The organism is Rhodococcus sp. SBT000017 (assembly GCF_003688915.1).
Taxonomy (GTDB): Bacteria; Actinomycetota; Actinomycetes; order Mycobacteriales; family Mycobacteriaceae; genus Rhodococcoides.
The window spans coordinates 372,545-391,333 of record NZ_REFU01000002.1 but is presented as its reverse complement, the minus strand read 5'-3'; the positions used below and the strand labels follow the sequence as shown (position 1 = coordinate 391,333).

17 protein-coding genes are annotated in these 18,789 nt (G+C 65.3%); 7 read left to right on the top strand and 10 right to left on the bottom strand.

All coding sequences use genetic code 11. The features are described from left to right. Positions 1-34: 34 nt before the first annotated feature. Positions 35-628 (top strand): suppressor of fused domain protein, encoded by a 594-nt coding sequence (locus AYK61_RS22905; RefSeq protein WP_121873245.1) that lies wholly within the window; start codon positions 35-37, stop codon positions 626-628. A 7-nt stretch (positions 629-635) separates the two neighbouring features. Here the strand turns inward: AYK61_RS22905 and AYK61_RS22900 are convergent, their stop codons facing one another. Together AYK61_RS22900 and AYK61_RS22895 are read right to left on the bottom strand one after the other, a co-directional pair. Next, a complete protein-coding gene (locus AYK61_RS22900; RefSeq protein WP_121873574.1) occupies positions 636-1,598 on the bottom strand; it encodes a lipase in 963 nt (320 codons plus the stop codon). A gap of 140 nt (positions 1,599-1,738) precedes the next feature. Further along, a complete protein-coding gene (locus AYK61_RS22895) occupies positions 1,739-2,827 on the bottom strand; it encodes a magnesium and cobalt transport protein CorA (protein ID WP_183130510.1) in 1,089 nt (362 codons plus the stop codon). A gap of 57 nt (positions 2,828-2,884) precedes the next feature. Here AYK61_RS22895 and AYK61_RS22890 point away from each other — a divergent pair, with 57 nt between their 5' ends. The 4 genes from AYK61_RS22890 to AYK61_RS22875 all read left to right on the top strand — a co-directional run bounded on the left by AYK61_RS22890 (position 2,885) and on the right by AYK61_RS22875 (position 6,064). Beyond that, complete coding sequence (locus AYK61_RS22890) at positions 2,885-3,721, top strand: PHP domain-containing protein (RefSeq protein ID WP_121873243.1); 837 nt, start codon at positions 2,885-2,887, stop codon at positions 3,719-3,721. Next, entirely contained in the window at positions 3,718-4,332 is a 615-nt protein-coding gene (locus tag AYK61_RS22885; protein ID WP_121873242.1) for a MarC family protein, read from the top strand. The genes AYK61_RS22890 and AYK61_RS22885 overlap by 4 nt, the downstream gene beginning before the upstream one ends. Continuing rightward, positions 4,329-4,616, top strand: coding sequence for a hypothetical protein (locus AYK61_RS22880; RefSeq protein WP_121873241.1), 288 nt, complete (start codon positions 4,329-4,331; stop codon positions 4,614-4,616). The genes AYK61_RS22885 and AYK61_RS22880 overlap by 4 nt, the downstream gene beginning before the upstream one ends. Before the next feature lie 242 nt (positions 4,617-4,858). Then, the gene (locus tag AYK61_RS22875; protein ID WP_183130509.1) at positions 4,859-6,064 is read left to right on the top strand and encodes an NADP-dependent malic enzyme; all 1,206 of its coding nucleotides are present in this window, start codon (positions 4,859-4,861) and stop codon (positions 6,062-6,064) included. Between the two features lie 78 nt (positions 6,065-6,142). Here AYK61_RS22875 and AYK61_RS22870 read toward each other — a convergent pair whose 3' ends face one another. The 4 genes from AYK61_RS22870 to AYK61_RS22855 are packed head-to-tail and all read right to left on the bottom strand — an operon-like array spanning position 6,143 to position 9,619. Next, positions 6,143-6,835: an ABC transporter permease gene (locus AYK61_RS22870; protein ID WP_121873240.1), complete on the bottom strand. Its 693-nt coding sequence runs from the start codon at positions 6,833-6,835 to the stop codon at positions 6,143-6,145. Beyond that, positions 6,832-7,497, bottom strand: coding sequence for an ABC transporter permease (locus tag AYK61_RS22865; protein ID WP_121873239.1), 666 nt, complete (start codon positions 7,495-7,497; stop codon positions 6,832-6,834). The genes AYK61_RS22870 and AYK61_RS22865 overlap by 4 nt, the downstream gene beginning before the upstream one ends. After that, positions 7,494-8,645: an ABC transporter ATP-binding protein gene (locus AYK61_RS22860; RefSeq protein ID WP_121873238.1), complete on the bottom strand. Its 1,152-nt coding sequence runs from the start codon at positions 8,643-8,645 to the stop codon at positions 7,494-7,496. The genes AYK61_RS22865 and AYK61_RS22860 overlap by 4 nt, the downstream gene beginning before the upstream one ends. Beyond that, entirely contained in the window at positions 8,645-9,619 is a 975-nt protein-coding gene (locus AYK61_RS22855; RefSeq protein ID WP_121873237.1) for an ABC transporter substrate-binding protein, read from the bottom strand. Before AYK61_RS22855 ends, AYK61_RS22860 begins: the two co-directional genes overlap by 1 nt. A gap of 209 nt (positions 9,620-9,828) precedes the next feature. On the opposite strand from AYK61_RS22855, the gene AYK61_RS22850 reads away from it, so the two are divergent. Continuing rightward, positions 9,829-10,719 (top strand): glycine betaine ABC transporter substrate-binding protein, encoded by an 891-nt coding sequence (locus AYK61_RS22850; RefSeq protein ID WP_121873236.1) that lies wholly within the window; start codon positions 9,829-9,831, stop codon positions 10,717-10,719. Here the strand turns inward: AYK61_RS22850 and AYK61_RS22845 are convergent. From AYK61_RS22845 to AYK61_RS22835, 3 genes are read right to left on the bottom strand one after another with little or no spacing between them, the layout of a single operon-like run. Then, on the bottom strand, positions 10,675-11,631 hold the full coding sequence (locus AYK61_RS22845; protein ID WP_121873235.1) for an alpha/beta hydrolase: 957 nt from the start codon (positions 11,629-11,631) through the stop codon (positions 10,675-10,677). The genes AYK61_RS22850 and AYK61_RS22845 overlap by 45 nt on opposite strands. Before the next feature lie 13 nt (positions 11,632-11,644). Further along, a complete protein-coding gene (locus tag AYK61_RS22840; protein WP_121873234.1) occupies positions 11,645-12,478 on the bottom strand; it encodes an SDR family oxidoreductase in 834 nt (277 codons plus the stop codon). Continuing rightward, complete coding sequence (locus tag AYK61_RS22835) at positions 12,475-14,046, bottom strand: NAD(P)/FAD-dependent oxidoreductase (protein WP_121873233.1); 1,572 nt, start codon at positions 14,044-14,046, stop codon at positions 12,475-12,477. The genes AYK61_RS22840 and AYK61_RS22835 overlap by 4 nt, the downstream gene beginning before the upstream one ends. A 69-nt stretch (positions 14,047-14,115) precedes the next feature. On the opposite strand from AYK61_RS22835, the gene AYK61_RS22830 reads away from it, so the two are divergent. Continuing rightward, positions 14,116-14,775, top strand: a complete 660-nt coding sequence (locus AYK61_RS22830) for a TetR/AcrR family transcriptional regulator (RefSeq protein WP_121873232.1) — start codon at positions 14,116-14,118, stop codon at positions 14,773-14,775. A gap of 157 nt (positions 14,776-14,932) precedes the next feature. Here AYK61_RS22830 and AYK61_RS22825 read toward each other — a convergent pair whose 3' ends face one another. After that, positions 14,933-18,739, bottom strand: coding sequence for a multifunctional oxoglutarate decarboxylase/oxoglutarate dehydrogenase thiamine pyrophosphate-binding subunit/dihydrolipoyllysine-residue succinyltransferase subunit (locus tag AYK61_RS22825; RefSeq protein ID WP_121873231.1), 3,807 nt, complete (start codon positions 18,737-18,739; stop codon positions 14,933-14,935). Positions 18,740-18,789: the final 50 nt, after the last annotated feature.

Sequence of the window (18,789 nt, the reverse complement as noted above, 5' to 3'; positions counted from 1 at the left end):
TCCGAACGGACTTCTCGGGCATCGGTGGTGTTGGATGGGTCAGGTGAGCGACAGTGTCATTGCAGCGGTACGCGCACATCTGGTGACCGAGATCGGCGACGAGAGTCCGTCGTCGGCGTCGGTGACGTTCCTCGGCCTCGAGTCGCTGGACGTGCTGAGATTCGGCGCGGACTCCGACGTGGTCCGGTACGTCAGTCTCGGCTGTTCTCGTCACCCCATGGCCGATCCCAACGAACTCGTCGCCGATCCCTCGCGCGGCCCCCGAGCAGAACTGGTGCTCACTCTTCGCGGTGGGGCAGGCGTGGCGTCGGGCGTGCACAAGTCCCTGGCCGTGCTCGCTGCCTCTCCCGCGGTGGAGGGCGTCGTGCTCGTCGAGGATGCGCTGCTCGATCTGGGCGAGCCGCTGTGGACCAACGCGCCGTTCACCGCGGTGCTGCTCGGCGACAGCGACATCGCCACTCTGACGCTGCCCGAGCCCTACGATCCGGTTCGCTTTCTGGCTGCCGTGCCGTTGACCGGTACCGAGGCCGCATGGGTGCGGTTGCGCGGTGCTGCCGCCCTGCGTGAGGCCTGGGCCGAGGCCGGGATCGACGTGCGCGATCCGAATCGGTCCGCGGCCAGTCTCTGACGCCCACTCACTGCGCGTAGGACGCCAATTCCGGTTCGGCGGTGACGGAATCGTCGATCAGGTGCCGAGGTACCTGGGCCAGATACTTCAGTCCGGTGATCGCCGCACGCGCGTCGTAGCGCAAGTTCGGCATGGTGGTTGTGAAACACAGGTCATTCGAAATGCGTTCGCGTACAGCAGGTCCGTCGTGATCGAGCGCGTCGAGGACGAGATGAAAGGCGACGTTGTCACCGAGAATCGAGAAGTGTTCGACGGGCCGGAGCGGACAGACGTCCTGTACGGCGATGTTGGCCGCTCCGGCGAGGCTGCTGGCGTGCGGTTGCGGATAGATCAATTGGTCGAACTTCGTGTAGATCGAGGTGTAGCTCGGCCCGTCCGGCAACGGACGCGCCGCCAGCGCGGTGAGGAACTTCGATCCGGTGGCGATCTGCCAGTTCGCGGGCGGGCACTCCTGCGAGTCGTCGCATCCCGAGCGTGCCGAATCGGTGCCGTTGTACGGGGTGGCGAGCGAGATGACATCCGACACCAGCGCGGGCAGATCCGGCCAGAACGTCAATGCCCACAGCTCGTCCAGTGGACCGTGCTGGTGACCCATCATGACGACCTGGCGACCGCTGTCGGCGGCCATGGTGCGGAGCGCATGAACCACGTACTGGGCGGCGATCTGCAGGTCGCCGTACCCCTCGTCGGGGAGGGAGAGGCTGCACACCGGTATCCCTGCGGCGGGCAGTGACTGCAGATAGTTCCAGCCGAAGGACTGCTGATCGGTGGCGAAGGCCGGGGCGAGCAGGACCGGATCGCGGGTGGCGTCGTGCAGGTCGGTTGTGCATGTGAGGGCGTGGTCGAGGGCGGCGAGATCGACGGTCAGCACGGGACCCGGATCGAGGTTCGATCCTGCCGATGCGGTTCCCGGTACCAACGTGGACAGCACGGCGACGGCCGACGCCAGCACCAGTGAGCGGATTTTCATCGATCCCTTCCGGACGACAATGCAGGGCTTCTGCAGTCTCATCCGGCACGAACGGGTGGGCTCGTCACACGATGGCAGTCGGGGCAATCACCAACGACCACCCGAAACGATTGGACATCGTCCAATCGAGGGTGCGGCTCCTAGAGCCAGTCGTTCTTGTGGAACGTTCGCCACAGTCCGATGCACACGCACAACACGACCGCGACCACCAGGTGGTAGCCGTACGTCCAGTGCAACTCGGGCATGTTGTCGAAGTTCATCCCGTAGATGCCCGCGACCATCGTCGGCACGGCGGCGATCGCCACCCACGACGAGATCTTGCGCATGTCGAGGTTCTGCTGCATCGTCACGCGCGCCAGCGCGGCGTCGACCAGTGAGCTGAGCACCTCGTCGTACTCGGAGATGCGTTCGGCGACCGTCGTGTGATGGTCCTGTACGTCGCGCAGGTAGCGTCGCACCGCCTTGGGGACGCTCGGCTCCTGCACCAGCCGCGCCAACGGCGTCGACAGTGGTGTCACCGACCGGCGAAGCTCGACGACCTCCCGCTTGAGGAGGTAGATGTTCTCGATGGGTACGTGGTGGTGCGGCGAGAAGACCTCCTCCTCCATGCCGTCGACGTCTCGCTCGATCGAGTCGGTCACTGCGAGGTACTCGTCGACGACGTGGTCGGCCACGGCGTGCAGCACCGCCGACGGACCGAGTGCGAGCTGTTCGGGGTTCGCTTCGAGGCGCTGACGCACGCCTGCCAACCCCGAATGCTCCCCGTGCCGGACGGTGATGACGAAGTCACGGCCGACCATCACCATGATCTCGCCGCTCTCGACGATCTCGTTGGCGGTCGTCACCGACTCGTGCTCGACGTACTTCACCGTCCGCAGTACCAGGAACGCGACGTCGTCGTAGCGCTCGAGCTTGGGCCGCTGATGGGCGTGCACGGTGTCCTCGACCATCAGCTCGTGCAGGCCGTAACACTGGGCGATCGCGCTCATCTGTTGGTCGTCGGGTGCGTGCAGACCGACCCACACGAATCCTTGACCGCGGGCCCGCACCTCCGCGATGGCCGAGGTGTGGGTGAATCTGCCGGGTAGTCGAGCGCCGTCGACGTAGACCGCGCAGTCGACGATCGCGCGGGCCGTGGGCACCGGAATTCGCGGTGTCGGCTCGGGACCGACCTTGGCCGATCGTCGATGCAGTGACGGCAGCGACGGGCGTGGTGGAAGGGACGGCATGGCGGGCAATCGTACGCCAGCAAAACGACGAGAGAGTGGGCCTGGAACACTGTGCAGGTGCTCATCGATCTCCACACCCACTCGACGGCGTCCGACGGCACCGACAGCCCCGCCGAGCTGGTCCGCGCCGCAGCAGAGGCGGGACTGTCGGTGGTGGCTCTGACGGACCACGACACCACGTCGGGGTGGGACGAAGCGGCCTCCGCGCTGCCGTCCGGTCTCACGCTCGTGCGCGGCATGGAACTCTCCTGCACAGGGCGAGGCGAGGACGGCGAACCGGTTCCCGTGCACCTGCTCGCGTATCTGTTCGACCCCGCGAACGAGGCGTTCGCGAACGAGCGCGCTCGGTTGCGCGGTGAGCGGGTCACTCGATTGCGTGCCATCGCCGAGAAGATGGCGGCGGACGGTCTGCCCATCGACCCCGACGCAGTGCTTGCCTCGGCCGGTGCCGCGGCCGGGCGACCCCATCTGGGTCGCGCACTGATCGACGCCGGGTACGTCTCGGACATGAACGCCGCGTTCGCCGGTCCGTTGGCGACGAGCGGCAAGTACTACGTAGAGAAGGTCGACACCCCTCTCGAGGCCGCGGTGCAGATGATCGCCGCAGCAGGCGGGGTGAGCGTGCTCGCGCATGCCCGCGCCCGTGCTCGCGGCCGAATACTCGACCTGGATCAGGTTCGAGAGCTGGTGCCGTTGGGGCTCGGTGGGGTGGAGGTTCATCACATGGATCATTCGCCGGAGGACACCGCGGTGATGGCCGATCTCGCCGCGGAACTGGACCTGATCGTCACGGGATCCTCGGATTACCACGGCACCAACAAGACGGTGAAGCTGGGCGAATACATTACTGCCCCAGAGCAATACGACCGTCTGGTTGCGGCGGCACGGCCATGACATTCGACGTGACGCTCTACCTGACGGTGTTGATCACCCTGTTCGTCATCATGGACCCGCCGGGCGCGATCCCGGTGTTCCTGTCGTTGGTGGGCCGCAAGAGCAAAGAAGCACGCAACAAGGCGGCGTGGCAGGCCCCCGCGGTCTCCCTGACCGTCATCTCGGTGTTCGCGATCGGCGGCCAGGCGATCCTGAGCTACCTGCACATCGGCATTCCGGCACTGCAGGGCGCAGGTGGGTTGCTGTTGCTGCTCATCGCACTGTCGCTGCTCACCGGAAAGGGGGCGGGCGGCGACACCGCCGCGGAGGACGTCAACGTGGCACTCGTGCCGCTCGGGACTCCGCTCATGGCCGGCCCCGGTGCCATCGCCGCGGTGATCGTCTACGTCAGCCAGGCCGACGGTGACGCCGGTTCCTTTCTTGCAATTGCGTTGGGCATCATCACTATTCACGTTCTGTTCTTCCTGGTGCTGCGATTCTCGACGGCGCTGATCCGGCTCCTCGGCGAGGGCGGTATCTCGCTGTTGGCACGTATCGCCGGTCTGTTGCTCGCCGCCATCGCGGTGCAGTTGATCGCGGATTCGGTTCGCGGATTCGTGGCCGGCGGATGACCGGGGCGTCGTTCGGACTCCGGTTGCTGCGCGGGCTCAGCGGCATCGTCACCGCGGGGCTGGTGGTGCTCGCCATCGGCGTCGCCGTCACGCAGTATCTGGGCCACTCCCGCGGCTTCCCCGGTCCCGGCGGTCTCTCGGTCGCCGCGCACATCGTCGCGGCGGTCGTTGCCGTGATCGCTCAGCGCATCACCGATCACCGTCGCGGATTCTCGGCAGTTCTCGGGGCGATCGTTGTCTTCGTCGCCACCGGCCTCGTCCTGTGGACACAATGGTGGCAGTGAGAATCAGTGCCGGTGGTTCCTGACTCTGTGGTCAGGTGGGGCGGCGATATGGCACACTGGAGCACCGACAGGGCTACAGCCCATCGCTGATCGTGCAGGCGCACCCGCCTCACATGCGAGACACGCTCTCGGCAGTTTGCAGCCAGCACTGGCGCACTCCGACGGCCCTCATTTCCACCACTCACTTCGTTGACATTTCGTCGCCTTGCTGGTCGAGGTCGACAGTGCGAGGAGCTTTCACCGTGACGGCAGTCGAAGACACCGCAGCAACACACACCGCACCGGCAGGGCAGGCGGCGATCACCGACGAGGAGATCTTCGCCGGGCATCTCGGCGGCAAGCTGTCGGTCGAGTTGGCAGCGCCACTCGACACGCAGCGCGATCTCTCGATCGCCTACACCCCCGGAGTGGCGCAGGTCAGCCGCGCCATCGCCGCCGATGCCTCGCTGGCCAAGCGCTACACCTGGACCGATCGCCTCGTCGCCGTCATCTCCGACGGTTCAGCAGTGCTCGGCCTGGGCGACATCGGCCCGCGTGCCTCCCTGCCGGTGATGGAGGGCAAGGCGGCACTGTTCAAGAAGTTCGCCGGCCTCGACTCCATCCCGATCGTGCTCGACATCAACGACGTCGACGAGATCGTCGAGACGATCGTGCGGATGCGGCACAGCTTCGGTGCGGTCAATCTCGAGGACATCTCGGCGCCGCGCTGTTTCGAGATCGAACGCCGCGTCATCGAGGCGCTCGAATGCCCGGTCATGCACGACGACCAGCACGGCACCGCCATCGTCGTCCTCGCCGCGCTCAACGGGGCCGCGAAGGTTCAGGGCCGCACCACCTCCGAACTGAAGGTCGTCATCTCCGGAGCCGGGGCAGCTGGTGTGGCGTGCGCGAACATGCTTCTCCTTGCCGGCATCCGGGACGTGGTGGTGTTGGACTCGAAGGGGATCGTCTCTTCCGATCGCCTGGATCTGACCAGCGTCAAGACCGATCTCGCTGCGCGCACCAACCCCCGGGCACTCGCTGGTGGAGCGGCCGACGCTCTGGCCGGAGCCGATGTGTTCCTCGGTCTGTCCGCGGGCAAGGTCGACGAGAGCTACATCGCGTCGATGGCCCCGGACTCCATCGTGTTCGCGCTGTCCAATCCGGATCCGGAGATCCATCCGGAGGTGGCGAGGAAGTACGCCGCCATCGTCGCGACCGGACGCAGCGACTTCCCGAACCAGATCAACAATGTTCTCGCCTTCCCCGGTGTGTTCAAGGGCGCGCTCGACGCAGGTGCCCGCCGCATCACCGAAGGCATGAAGCTCGCCGCTGCCGAGGCAATCCTCTCGGTTCTCGGCGACGAGTTGGCTGCGGACAAGATCGTGCCCAGCCCACTCGATCCTCGTGTCGCCCCGGCCGTTGCGGACGCAGTTGCGGCAGCAGCGCGAGCCGAGGGCGTCGCGTAGGAAAACGGAAAGAAGACACCGGCGAACCCGGCCCCACCCGGGCCTGCGGTTCGCCGGTGTCTTTCGTCGTGGGACGAGTCAGACTTTCGCGAGTCCGGTCGGCATCCGCCGCAGACGACCGGTTCCCGGAACGGACGTCCACACCGCGAGGGCGAGAAGGCCGTCGACGATCAGGGTCAGCAGAGCCACCAGGATCGCGCCGACGAGAACGCGGCCGTAGTCGTAGAGCGCGAGCCCGTCGAAGATGTAGCGGCCGAGCCCACCGAGGTTGACGTAGGCCGCGATGGTCGCGGTGGCGATGATCTGCAGGGTGGTGTTGCGGAGTCCGCCGAGGATCAAAGGTAGCGCGTTGGGGATCTCGACCCGAAACAGCACTTGGGTTTCGGTCATCCCCATGGCGCGGGCGGCGTCGACGACGTTGGCGTCGACGTTGGCGATGCCGGAGTACGTGCCGGCCAACAGCGGAGGAATGCCCAGCAGCACCAGTGCGATGATCGGGGGGACGAGACCCAATCCGATCACCAGAACCAGGAACACGAGGATGCCGAGGGTCGGCAGCGACCGGAGCGCGTTGACGAGTCCGACGATGAAGGCCTCGCCGCGGCGCAGGTGACCGATGAGCAGACCGACGGGAACCGCGACTGCAGCCGAGAGCAGCACTGCCAGCAGGCTGTACCACATGTGTTCGATCAGTCGTGCGCCGATTCCCGTTGGCCCGGCCCAGTTTCCGCCGTCGAGAATGTACGAGAACGCCTCGGTGAAGAGATTCATGCGCGTGCCTTCTTCTTCGACGAGCCCGTGCTCAGCCGCGTCCACGGAGTGAGTCGACGGCCCAGCAGGAACAGGGCCGCGTCGAAGATCAACGCAAGGAACACGATCGAGATGATGCCCGCGAAGATCTGGTCGGGATAGTCACGCTGGTAGCCCTGGGTGAACAGCTGGCCGAGGCCGCCGATGCCGATCACCGATCCCACCGAGACCAGCGAGATGTTCGTGACTGCCACGACTCTGATGTTCGCGATCAGTACCGGAAGCGCCAGTGGCAGTTCGACGGTCAGCGCTCGCCGCTGCGACGAGTAGCCCATCGCCTCGGCGGAATCGACCACGGCGAACGGCACCGAGTCGAGAGCCTCGGGAACCGCGCGCACCAGCAGCGCGGTCGAGTACACCGACAGGGCGATCACCACGTTCAACGGATCGAGTACCGGTAGACCGACCACTGCGGGGATGGTGACGAACAGGGCGAGCGAGGGAAGCGTGAACGCAATACTGGCCACCGTCAACGTGATTCGACGAACCCAGCGAGTGTTGCGAATGACGGTGCCCAGCGGGATGGCGATGAGCAACCCGACGAACAGCGGGACGAGCGAGAGATACAGGTGCGTCTTGGTGTAGCCGAGAACCACATCGAAGTTGTCCAACAGCCAGGTCACTGGTCGGAGTCCCCGCTGGAGAGGAAGTGGTGCCGGTTGCGCTCGGAGTCCTCCGACTTACGTTGCGCAGCCAAGTGTTCGAGGATCTCCGCACCGTCGACGCTACCCACGGCCGCCCCGGACGCATCGACCGCGACACCGATTCCCGACGGCGAGGAGATCGCCGCGTCGAGTGCCTGACGCAGATCGCCGCCCTCGAGGAACAGCGAGCCACCCGCCGCCGTGCTCTCGTCGATGCTCCGGCCGTCGCGCACCTTCTCGACTCCGGTCGCGTCGATCCACCCGAGCGGACGGCGCTGCTCGTCGACGACGAGAACCCACTGCCCCTGGTCCAGTCGGAGGCCGTGGATCTCGTCCTGCGTCGCCGTGTGGATCGGGTGCATGGTTACCGCCTGCGCCGACCTGAACGACAGCCCGCGGTAGCCGCGATCGCGGCCGACGAACGACGCCACGAACGACGTTGCCGGTGCGGCGAGTACGGTCTCCGGCTTGTCGTACTGCTGCAGTCGGCCCTGTGGTCCGAAGACCGCGATGCGATCGCCGAGCCGGACGGCCTCGTCGATGTCGTGGGTGACGAAGACGATCGTCTTCTTCAGATCGGCCTGCAATCGCAGCATCTCGATCTGCAGTTCTTCACGAACCACCGGGTCCACCGCACTGAAGGGCTCGTCCATCAACAGGATCGGCGGGTCGGCGGCCAGCGCCCGGGCCACACCCACCCGCTGTTGCTGCCCGCCGGACAGTTGCGCCGGGTAGCGCGAGGCGAATGCCGGGTCCAGGCCGACGCGCTCGAGGACGTCGAGCGCAGCCTTGCGTGCAGCGCGACGCGATTCGCCGTTCAGTACCGGCACCGTGGCGACGTTGTCGACGACGGTGCGGTGCGGCAACAACCCGGCACTCTGAATGACGTAGCCGATACCGCGGCGCAGCTTCACCGCGTCGGTGTCCGCGATGTTGCGACCGTCGACCGTGATCACGCCCGAGGTGGGCGTGATCATGCGATTGATCATCCGCATCGACGTGGTCTTGCCGCAGCCGGACGGCCCCACGAACACGGTGAACGAGTGGGGCTCGATCACCAGGTCCAGAGAGTCGACCGCGGTGGTGTTGTCGGGGTACGTCTTGTTGACGTGCTCGAAGGTGATCATCAGCTGACCGGCTGATCCAGACCCTTGTCCGCTACCCAATCCGCTGCTGCTGCCGCGGGTTCGACCTTCTCGTCACCGGAGACTCGCGTGTTCAGCGCGATCAACTCTTCGGTGGTGATCTGTGCCGAGACGGCGTCGAGCACCTGAGTGAGCTTGTCGGACTGCTTGGACGTGCGCAGCACCGGAATGATGTTCTGGGCCGCAAAGTTGTTCTCCGGGTCCTCGAGGACGACGAGATCGTTCTGTGCGATCGAAGGTGCGGTGGTGAAGATGTCGGCCGCGACGACCTGCCCGGAGACGAGCGCCTCCACCGTGGCCGGGCCGCCGCCGTCGGAGATCGGGATGTAGTTGCCGGGCGAGATGTCCAGGCCGTACTTGTCTCGCAGACCGGGCAGACCGCCGACGCGCTCCTGGAACTCCGGCGTACCGGCGAACGTCACCTCGGAGGAGAACGGGGCGAGATCGCCGATGGTGGTGAGGTTGCGCTCGGTGGCGGTCTGGCGAGTGACGACGACGGCGTCCTTGTCCTCGCCCGGTGCCTGCGCTGTCACGGTGAGGTCGTCGCCCAGTGCGGCGGGCAACGCAGCCAGGACGTCCTCGGAGGACGTGGCGGTCGCGGATTCGTCCAAGTACTGCAGCAGGTTTCCGGTGTAGTCGGGGATCAGGTCGATCGACCCGTCTCGCACTGCGGGAATGTAGGCCTCGCGGCTGCCGATGTTGAGCTTGGTGCTCACCTCGAAACCGTTGGCGCGCAGGGCCTCGGCGTAGATGTTCGCCACGGTCTCGGACTCGGGGAAGTTGGCCGAGCCGATGATGATGGAGTTGGTGTCGCTGTTGCTCTCGCCGCCACCGCTGGACAGTGGGTCCGAATTTCCGCCGCAGGCGGTCAGAGCGGTGACCGAGAGAGCGAGTGCGGCAACGGCTGCCACTGCCCTCGGAGCGGAGAACGCGCGCGTGATTCGGGAGGTGGTCATGGTGTCCTTCCATCGGTTCGGGCACAGTCCTACCCATCTCCTTCTCGACCCCACTCGCGCTGCGGGGGCATCGAAGGAACCAGGACTCGGGCTGCTCGGGATGGTAGTCGAATTCAGCGTGCCCATAAGGTTGGTTCGACTACCGTCTCGTTCGCACTAGTGCCCCGCGGCCGAGATCGGTAAACCATCCGGGCGGTGAACAGGAGAAAATGACAGTGCGATCGTCGGTTCTGGCAGCGGCCCTGGTGATGTCGATCGCCGGACTGGTCGGCGGATGCAGTGCGGGCACGTCGGCCGACCCGGCTGCCGCGCCCGTCGTCGTCGGAGCAGGCAGCTCGGATCTTTCGCGTCTGCTCGCGCAGATCTACGCCGGGGGACTGCGGTCGACGGGAGCGAACGTCTCGGTCGAGGAAGACATGGGCGATCGGGCCGACTACCTCGCGGCGCTGGACCGCGGGGAGGTGACGATGGTTCCCGACCTGACCGGAGAGCTGCTGCGCACCTTCGACACTCTGTCCGCGGCAACCGAGGCCGAGGACGTCTACACAGAACTGAACCGATCACTGCCGGCCGGTCTGTCGGTGGGGGATTACGCCACCGCCGAGGATCGACTTGCCATCGCGGAGGCGTCGGGCAGTGAATCGGGCGACGAGACGGTGACCGAGTTCCTGGGGCGTGAGGAAAGAACCGTGGGAATCGTGGACGGCCAGGTCGATCCGATGGACGTCCTTGTGGAAGGCACGAGGAGCTCCACGTTCACGGGGGCGTCCTTCACCGATGTCACCCCGTATGCCGATGCGCAGTCCGCCGTCGACGGCTTGAACGCCGGGGAGGTCGACGTACTGGCGATTCGCACCGCGTCGTTCGGCCCGTTGGCGAAGGATCTGACCACGCTGCCCGACGACGACCATGTGTATCCGGCGCAGAACGTGGTTCCGCTCTACGCCAACGGAGTGCTCGACGAGAGTGCTCTGAGGTCGTTCTCGGTGGTGGCGGGGGAGCTGACGACTGCGGACCTCGCCGACATGATCGGCGAGGTCCGCAACGGCGTTCCGTCAGGCGAGGTCGCCGGCCGCTGGCTCGGTGAGCGCAACCTGTGACGCTGTGCCCGTCTGCGTTGCCCTGACCTTGCGCCCCAGGTACGAGCCCATGTGCTGGACGGCCTGAGCCGCCTCCCGCAGGATCGACGCCTGTAGATGGGCCACGTGCCAGAGCTTCTTGTATTCCACGTGTTCGAGCTCCACGCCGGACAGTCGCAGCTTGTCCGCGAACGCGGTGATCTGCGCGTACAACACCTCGTCGGTGCCGACGTGCATGACGACCGGGGGCAATCCGTCCAGGTTTCCCAACAGTGGAGCAAAGCCCTGGTCCAGTGGATCGCCCGCGCCCAGATAGGCGTCGGCCGAGCTGTACGACCAGCCGGTGTTGACCACGAGATCGCGGTCCTTCGCGGCGTCGCGCGCTCCGGGATCGACCCACGGCGAGATCAGGCCGAGGGCGGCCGGGCTGGTGCCGTCGTCCACCAGACGCCGGGCGGTGGCAACCGTCAACCCTCCACCTGCGGAATCGCCTGCAATGGCGATGCGGTCCGCAGTGAATCCGTGCAGTCGGACCAGCTCGCGGAACGCCGCCACGGCGTCGTCCAGACCTGCCGGGTACGGATTCTCCGGGGCCAACCGGTAGTCGAGCACGTAGACGGCGCTGGCCGATTCCCGGGCCAGATGCGCGGCCAGTGACCGATGCGTGTTGATCGAACCGATCGTGTACGCGCCGCCGTGCAGGTACAGAATCGCGGTGTCACGTTCGGTCGCCCCGACGGTGATGCGCTCTGCTCGACGCCCGGCGAGCGTCAACTTCTGCGCGACGGTTCCGTGGGGGAGCGTCTGCAGCGGAGCCCCGGCTTCGAGGATCAGCCGCTGCGTGCGAAACGAGAAGCGCGAATTCAGCGCGACGCGATAGAACGGCTTCAACGCGGCCGCGACGATCGGCAGCGGAATGTAGAACGACTTCACCGACGGTCCCCTTCTACTTCTTCGTGCGTGGCATCGCCCGCTTGGACACCATGGCGACCAAGCCCTGGTACCGCGAACCGGTGATGCGCTGCAGCAGATCGAGCGCGATGGCGTCGGACCCGATCAGTACCCGGCCCTTGCCCTTCTCGACGCCCTTGAGGATGGTCTTGGCCGCGTCGATCGGGGTGGTCTTGGCCAGCTTGGCGTCGAAGAATTTCGCAACGTCGGCCTGGTCGAAGTTCTCGGCGACGGTGGCGTTGCGGGCGATGGCGGTCTTGATGCCACCGGGGTGCACCACGGTCACCTTCACCGGTGCCTTCGAGATCAGCATCTCCATGCGCAGCGATTCGCTGAACCCTCGGACGGCGAACTTCGCGGCGTTGTACGCGGACTGCGACGGCATGGCCAGCAAGCCGAAGAGGCTGGAGATGTTGATGATGTGGCCGTCGCCGGAGGCCTGGATGTGCGGCAGAAATGCCTTGGTGCCGTTGACGACTCCCCAGAAATCGACGTCGACGATGCGCTCGATGTCCTTGAACGATGACTTCTCGACGTCACCGTGGTACGCGATGCCTGCGTTGTTGTAGATCTGGTTGACCTTGCCGAAATGCGCGACGACGGCCTCGGCGTAGTCCAGCACGGTCTCGCGCTGGGAGACATCCAAGAAATCCGATTTGACCTCGGCACCCAGCGCCTCGACCCGTCGAACGGTCTCGTCGAGTCCGGCGGTGTCGACGTCGGACAGTGCCAACTTCGCTCCGCGTCCGGCCAGCTCGAGGGCCAACGCGCGGCCGATTCCCGAGCCCGCGCCGGTGACGACGGCCACCTTGCCTGTGAATGTGCTCATCGTGCGGACACCTTGTCTGTGTTGTTGCCGGCGGAGTTGTTCGCCGACGATCCGGAGGGCAGGTCTGCGGTAGCGACGCTACGGTACGCATCGAGATCGAAGTTCCTGGTGATTCTGCGGAACTCGAAGGTGAAGCCCGGCCACAGCGTCGTGTTGTTGCCGTGCTTGTCGAGGTACCAGCTGGCGCACCCGCCGTTCATCCAGACGCTCTTGGCGAGCTGGTCCTGCAGCGTCACGTTGTACTCGTCCTGGACGTCCTTGCGCACCTCGATGGTGCCGATGTCGTGCTTGTCGATGGTGTTCAACGCGTCGACCAGGTAGTTGATCTGCGACTCGATCATGAACACCATCGAGGTGTGGCCCAGGCCGGTGTTGGGGCCCACCAGGAAGAACATGTTGGGGAAGTTCGCGACCGCCGCACCCTTGTAACCCTGCTGTCCGCCGTCCTCGAAGGTTTCGGCCAGTGTGCGGCCGTCCTTGCCGGTGATGCCGTGGTACGCGGGGGAGTCGGTGACGTGGAAGCCGGTGGCGACGACGAGCGCATCGATCGGGCGTTCGGTGCCGTCCTTGGTGACGATGGAGCCCTCGCGGACCTCGGCGATGCCGTCGGTGACGAGGTCGACGTTGCTCTTGGCCAACGCCGGGTAGTACGCGTTCGAGATCAGCATGCGCTTGCAGCCGATGCGGAAGTTCGGGGTGACCTTGGCGCGCAGGGCCTTGTCCTTGATCTGGGTGCGCAGGTGGTTCTCCGACGCCCACTGCAGCGGCTTCATGAAGGCCGGAGCCTTGGCCAGTCCGACGACCTGGGTCTCGCGCATCGCATAGATGCCGCTACGTGAGAGGCGCTGGAATCCGGGAACGTGCTTGAAGGCGAAGCGCTCGAGCTTGGTGTACGGACGGTCGGCGCGGGGAAGGATCCACGGCGCGGTGCGCTGGTACACGTCCAGGTGTTCCACCTGGCCCGCGATGGCGGGCACGATTTGGATCGCCGACGCGCCGGTACCGATGACGGCGACGCGCTTGCCGGCGAGCGAGACGTCGTGATTCCACTGAGCCGAGTGGAAGACGTCGCCCTTGAAGTCGTGAATTCCCTTGATGTCGGGCAGGTTCGGCTCACACAGCGCGCCGACGGCCGAGACGACGATCTTGGCGGTGTAGTTGCCGGTGGTGGTCTCGACGTCCCAGCGGCTCGTCTCGGCGTTCCAGCGAGCCGAGGTCACATCCGTACCGAACACGTGCTTGTCCATGACGCCGTACTTACGCGCCACCCCGGCGATGTACTTCTGGATCTCGGGCTGCGTGGAGAACGAGCGCGTCCAGTCCGGGTTCAGCGCGAACGAGTAGGAGTACAGGTGCGACGGCACGTCGCAGGCGGCACCGGGGTAGGTGTTGTCGCGCCAGGTGCCGCCGACGTCGTGGCCGCGTTCGAGCACGACGAAGTCCTTCTTGCCTGCTTTCGTCAGCTTGATCGCGGCGCCGAGGCCGGCGAATCCGCTGCCGATGATCAGCGTATCGACGTGACGCGGCGTCGTTGCACGGTCCGAAGTATCTGTTACGGGAAGACTCATGTAGGGGAGCGTAGAAGCTTATTGAGTGTGAGTCAATAGTTATTGACTAACATTCAGTAGGGTGGTTGCATGGCGTTCGTGAACAGCCCCGCCGCATCGACCACGAAGAGGACCAGACTCAGTCCGCAGCAACGACGAGCGCAACTGATCGAGCTCGGCACCGAGATGCTCGCCGACCGCCCCCTCGAACAGATCTCCGTCGAGGACATCGCAGACCAAGCAGGTGTCTCCCGAGGCCTTCTGTTCCACTACTTCGCCTCCAAGCAGGAGTTTCACCTCGAAATCGTGCGTGAATCCTCGCGCGTCATGCTAGAACGCACCGCACCCGATCCTTCGCTGCCACCGTACGAGATTCTGCGCGATTCCATCGCGAACTACGTCGATTACGTCACCGACAAGCGGCAGATGTACGTCTCCCTCCTGCGCGGCACCCCCAGCGGCGACCCGCAGATGCGCGCGGTGTTCGAGGACACCCGTTCCGCCATGGCCGACCGAACGCTGGCGCAACTCGGGGGAATCGACATCGAGGTCACCCCCACCATCGTGTTGGCCGTCCGCGGCTGGATCGCATTCGTCGAGGAAACGACCATCAACTGGCTCACCGCGCCGGAGCTGGGCCGCGACGAACTGATCGACCTCAACGTCAACGCCCTCCCCGCTGTCGCCCTGGCGCCGGGAATGATCACCGCACTCCTGGGAACGAACCCCGATACCGACGCGGACGCCTGATCCCGCCCCCGTTGGGATCAATGTCCCTTTGTTGCACTCTGAATGACTGAATCTCACATTGATCCGAACCTGGCGGGGGCGGAACGGGTGAGCCCAGAAACGACAACAGCGGCCCATCCCCGAGGGAGTGGGCCGCTGTCGCTATCGAACTACTTGTCTAGCCTTCGCCGACTGCGTTGAAGGCCTCGTCGATGATTTCGAGCTGCTCGACGGCGTGCACCTTGCTCGATCCCGATGACGGGGCGGACATTGCGCGACGCGAGATGCGCTTGATGCCGACCAGCTTCTCGGGCATGAGCTCGGGCAGTGCGAGACCGAAGAACGGCCAGGCACCCTGGTTCGCAGGCTCTTCCTGAACCCAACGGAACTCGGTGGCGTTCGGGTAGCTCTCGAGGGCTTCCCTGATGCGACGGACCGGCACGGGGTAGAGCTGCTCGACGCGAACGATCGCGACGTCGTCGCGGTTGTCCTTCTGCTTGCGAGCGAGCAGTTCGTAGTAGAGCTTGCCGCTGACCATCAGCACGCGCTTGACCGCATTGCGGTCTCCGGTGCCGGTGTCATAGGTGGGCTCGTCGAACACCGAGTGGAACTTGCCGTCGGTGAAGTCCTCGATGTTGCTCACTGCTGCCTTGTTGCGCAGCATCGACTTCGGGGTGAAGACGATCAGCGGGCGACGGATACCGTCACGCGCGTGCCTGCGCAGCAGGTGGAAGTAGTTCGCGGGGGTCGAGGGGAGTGCGACGGTCATCGAGCCTTCGGCGCACAGCGTCAGGAAGCGTTCGATGCGTCCGGACGTGTGGTCGGGACCCTGGCCTTCGTGGCCGTGCGGCAGCAGCAGCACGACGTCGGAGAGCTGACCCCACTTGGCTTCACCGGACGAGATGAACTCGTCGATGATGGACTGTGCGCCGTTGACGAAGTCGCCGAACTGCGCTTCCCACATCACCAGTGCGTCCGGGTTGCCCACGGAGTAGCCGTACTCGAAGCCGACGGCTGCGAACTCGCTGAGCGCGGAGTCGTAGACCATGAACTTGCCGGGGTTGTCGCTGCCGATGTTCTGCAGCGGCGTGTACTCGGCACCGGTCTTGCGGTCGATGATCACCGAGTGACGCTGGGTGAACGTGCCGCGGCGGGTGTCCTGGCCGGAGAAGCGGATGTTGCGCCCCTCGTCGACCAATGATCCGAGCGCCAACAGCTCGCCGAATGCCCAGTCGACCTTGCCCTCGTGTGCCATCTCGCGACGCTTCTCGAGCACCGGCTTGACGCGCGGGTGCACGTTGAAGCCGTCGGGAACGTCGAGGTGCGCATCGCCGATACGGTGCAGCACGGCCTTGTCGACGGCCGTGGTGAGCTTGGCAGGCAACTGCTGGTCGAGTTCGACCGATTCGCTGGGCTCCGGGGTGTACTTCTCGAGTTCGCGTACCTCGTTGAAGACGCGTTCGAGCTGACCCTGGTAGTCGCGGAGCGCGTCCTCGGCTTCCTTGAGCGAGATGTCTCCACGGCCGATGAGCGATTCGGTGTAGCTCTTGCGGACGCTGCGCTTGGTGTCGATCACGTCGTACATCGCCGGCTGCGTCATCGAGGGGTCGTCGCCCTCGTTGTGGCCGCGACGGCGGTAGCAGATCATGTCGATGACGACGTCCTTGTGGAACTTCTGACGGAAGTCCACCGCCAGCTGAGCCACCCAGGCACACGCCTCGGGGTCGTCGCCGTTGACGTGGAAGATCGGTGCGGCAATCATCTTCGCCACATCGGTGCAGTACTCGGACGAACGCGAGAACTCCGGTGAGGTGGTGAAGCCGACCTGGTTGTTGACGACGATGTGCACGGTGCCGCCGGTGCGGTAGCCCCGCAGATCGGACAGGTTCAGCGTCTCGGCGACGACGCCCTGGCCTGCGAATGCCGCGTCTCCGTGCAGCATCAGCGGCAGAACGGAGTAACCGCCCTGGCCGGTGCCCTTGTCCAGCAGGTCCTGCTTGGCACGGACGAGGCCTTCGAGAACGGGGTCGACGGCTTCGAGGTGCGACGGGTTCGCGGTGAGCGAGACCTTGATGTCGTTCTCGCCGAACATCTGGATGTACGTGCCCTCGGCACCGAGGTGGTACTTCACGTCGCCGGAGCCGTGTGCGGCGGCCGGGTTCATGTTGCCCTCGAACTCGGTGAAGATCTTCGAGTACGGCTTGCCGACGATGTTGGCGAGCACGTTGAGCCGTCCACGGTGGGGCATGCCGATGACGACCTCGTCGAGGGCGTACTCGGCGCTCTGGTCGATGACCGAATCCATCATCGGGATGACCGACTCGGCACCTTCGAGCGAGAAGCGCTTCTGCCCGACGTACTTGGTCTGCAGGAACGTCTCGAACGCCTCGGCTGCGTTGAGCTTGCTGAGGATGTACTTCTGTTGCGCCACAGTCGGTTTGACGTGCTTGGCCTCGACGCGCTCCTGCAACCAGGTGACCTGCTCGGTCTCGAGGATGTGGGTGTACTCGACGCCCACGTGGCGGCAGTACGAGTCGCGCAGAACGCTGAGCACGTCCCGCAGCTTCATCTTGTCCTTGCCGTGGAATCCGCCGACCTTGAATTCGCGGTCGAGATCCCACAGCGTGAGGTCGTGGCTGATCACGTCGAGGTCCGGGTGCATCCGGAACTTGTCCTTGGTGAACTGCAACGGATCGGTGTCGGCCATCAGGTGACCGCGGTTGCGGTACGCCGCGATGAGCTCGAGCACGCGGGTGTTCTTGTCGACCGTGCCCTCGGGCAAATCCTTGCGCCAGCGAATGGGCTCGTAGGGGATCTTCAGCGAGTGGAACAGCTCGTCGTAGAACTCGTCGCTGATCAGCAGGTTGTGGATCGTCTTGAGGAAGTCGCCCGACTCCGCACCCTGAATGATGCGGTGGTCGTACGTCGAGGTCAGCGTCATGAGCTTGCCGACGCCGAACTCGGCGAGACGCTCGTCGCTGGCTCCCTGGAACTCCGCCGGGTATTCCATGGCACCTGCACCGATGATGGCTCCCTGGCCGTTCATCAGACGCGGCACCGAGTGCACGGTTCCGATTCCACCCGGGTTGGTCAGCGAGATGGTGACGCCCTGGAAGTCCTCACCGGTGAGCTTGCCGTCGCGAGCGCGACGCACGATGTCCTCGTACGCGTTGTAGAACTGCGTGAACGTGAAGTCCTGCGTGTTCTTGATGGCAGCAACGACGAGGGAACGGTTGCCGTCCTTGCCGGGCAGGTCGATCGCGAGACCGAGGTTGATCGCTGCCGGAGTGACGGCGTTCGGCTTGCCGTCGACCTCGGCGAAGTGGCGGTTCATGTTCGGGAACGCCTTGACGGCCTGCACGATGGCATAGCCGAGCAGGTGTGTGAACGAGATCTTGCCGCCGCGGGTGCGAGCGAGATGGTTGTTGATCACGAGGCGGTTGTCGACCATGAGCTTGGCCGGGATCGCACGCACACTGGTCGCGGTCGGAATCTGCAACGAGGCGGACATGTTCTTCGCCACCGCGGCAGCAGCGCCGCGCAGAATCTTGCTCGACTCTTCACCGAACTCGGCTGCGGCGGGCTTTGCGGGAGCGGACTTGGCCGGTGCTGCCTTCTTCTCGGCAGGCTTGGCGGCAGCGGCAGGCTTCGATGCCTCGGCCTTGGGAGCAGCGGCTTTCGGAGCGGCCTTGGGTGCTGCGGCCTTCGGAGCGTCGGTCTTGTCGGGAGCAGAGGCAGCCGGCTTGGCTGGTGGCGCGGGTGCTGCGGGAGGCGCGGACTTGGTCGAGCTACCGTTCGAGGCTGCGCCGTTACCGGCCGCACCGTTGGATCCGGCGGTCTCGTCGGCCGCAGCATCGGGGTCGTAACCGGTCAGAAACTCGTGCCAGCTCGCGTCGACGGATGAAGGGTCCTGCTTGAATCGCTGGTACATCTCGTCGACCAGCCATTGATTCTGTCCGAATTGGGTAGTAGAGCTGCTGCTCACGGCAGTAGTTCGCCTCGTTTCTGTCTTCGTTCCCGTTCAGCGCGCGTACG

Excerpts from the sequence above, each read along its gene's own strand:
- AYK61_RS22905 (WP_121873245.1), top strand. The coding sequence starts at position 35 with ATGGGTCAGGTGAGCGACAGTGTCATTGCAGCGGTACGCGCACATCTG.
- AYK61_RS22900 (WP_121873574.1), bottom strand. The coding sequence starts at position 1,598 with ATGAAAATCCGCTCACTGGTGCTGGCGTCGGCCGTCGCCGTGCTGTCC.
- AYK61_RS22895 (WP_183130510.1), bottom strand. The coding sequence starts at position 2,827 with ATGCCGTCCCTTCCACCACGCCCGTCGCTGCCGTCACTGCATCGACGA.
- AYK61_RS22885 (WP_121873242.1), top strand. The coding sequence starts at position 3,718 with ATGACATTCGACGTGACGCTCTACCTGACGGTGTTGATCACCCTGTTC.
- AYK61_RS22880 (WP_121873241.1), top strand. The coding sequence starts at position 4,329 with ATGACCGGGGCGTCGTTCGGACTCCGGTTGCTGCGCGGGCTCAGCGGC.
- AYK61_RS22870 (WP_121873240.1), bottom strand. The coding sequence starts at position 6,835 with ATGAATCTCTTCACCGAGGCGTTCTCGTACATTCTCGACGGCGGAAAC.
- AYK61_RS22860 (WP_121873238.1), bottom strand. The coding sequence starts at position 8,645 with ATGATCACCTTCGAGCACGTCAACAAGACGTACCCCGACAACACCACC.
- AYK61_RS22855 (WP_121873237.1), bottom strand. The coding sequence starts at position 9,619 with ATGACCACCTCCCGAATCACGCGCGCGTTCTCCGCTCCGAGGGCAGTG.
- AYK61_RS22850 (WP_121873236.1), top strand. The coding sequence starts at position 9,829 with ATGACAGTGCGATCGTCGGTTCTGGCAGCGGCCCTGGTGATGTCGATC.
- AYK61_RS22840 (WP_121873234.1), bottom strand. The coding sequence starts at position 12,478 with ATGAGCACATTCACAGGCAAGGTGGCCGTCGTCACCGGCGCGGGCTCG.
- AYK61_RS22835 (WP_121873233.1), bottom strand. The coding sequence starts at position 14,046 with ATGAGTCTTCCCGTAACAGATACTTCGGACCGTGCAACGACGCCGCGT.
- AYK61_RS22830 (WP_121873232.1), top strand. The coding sequence starts at position 14,116 with ATGGCGTTCGTGAACAGCCCCGCCGCATCGACCACGAAGAGGACCAGA.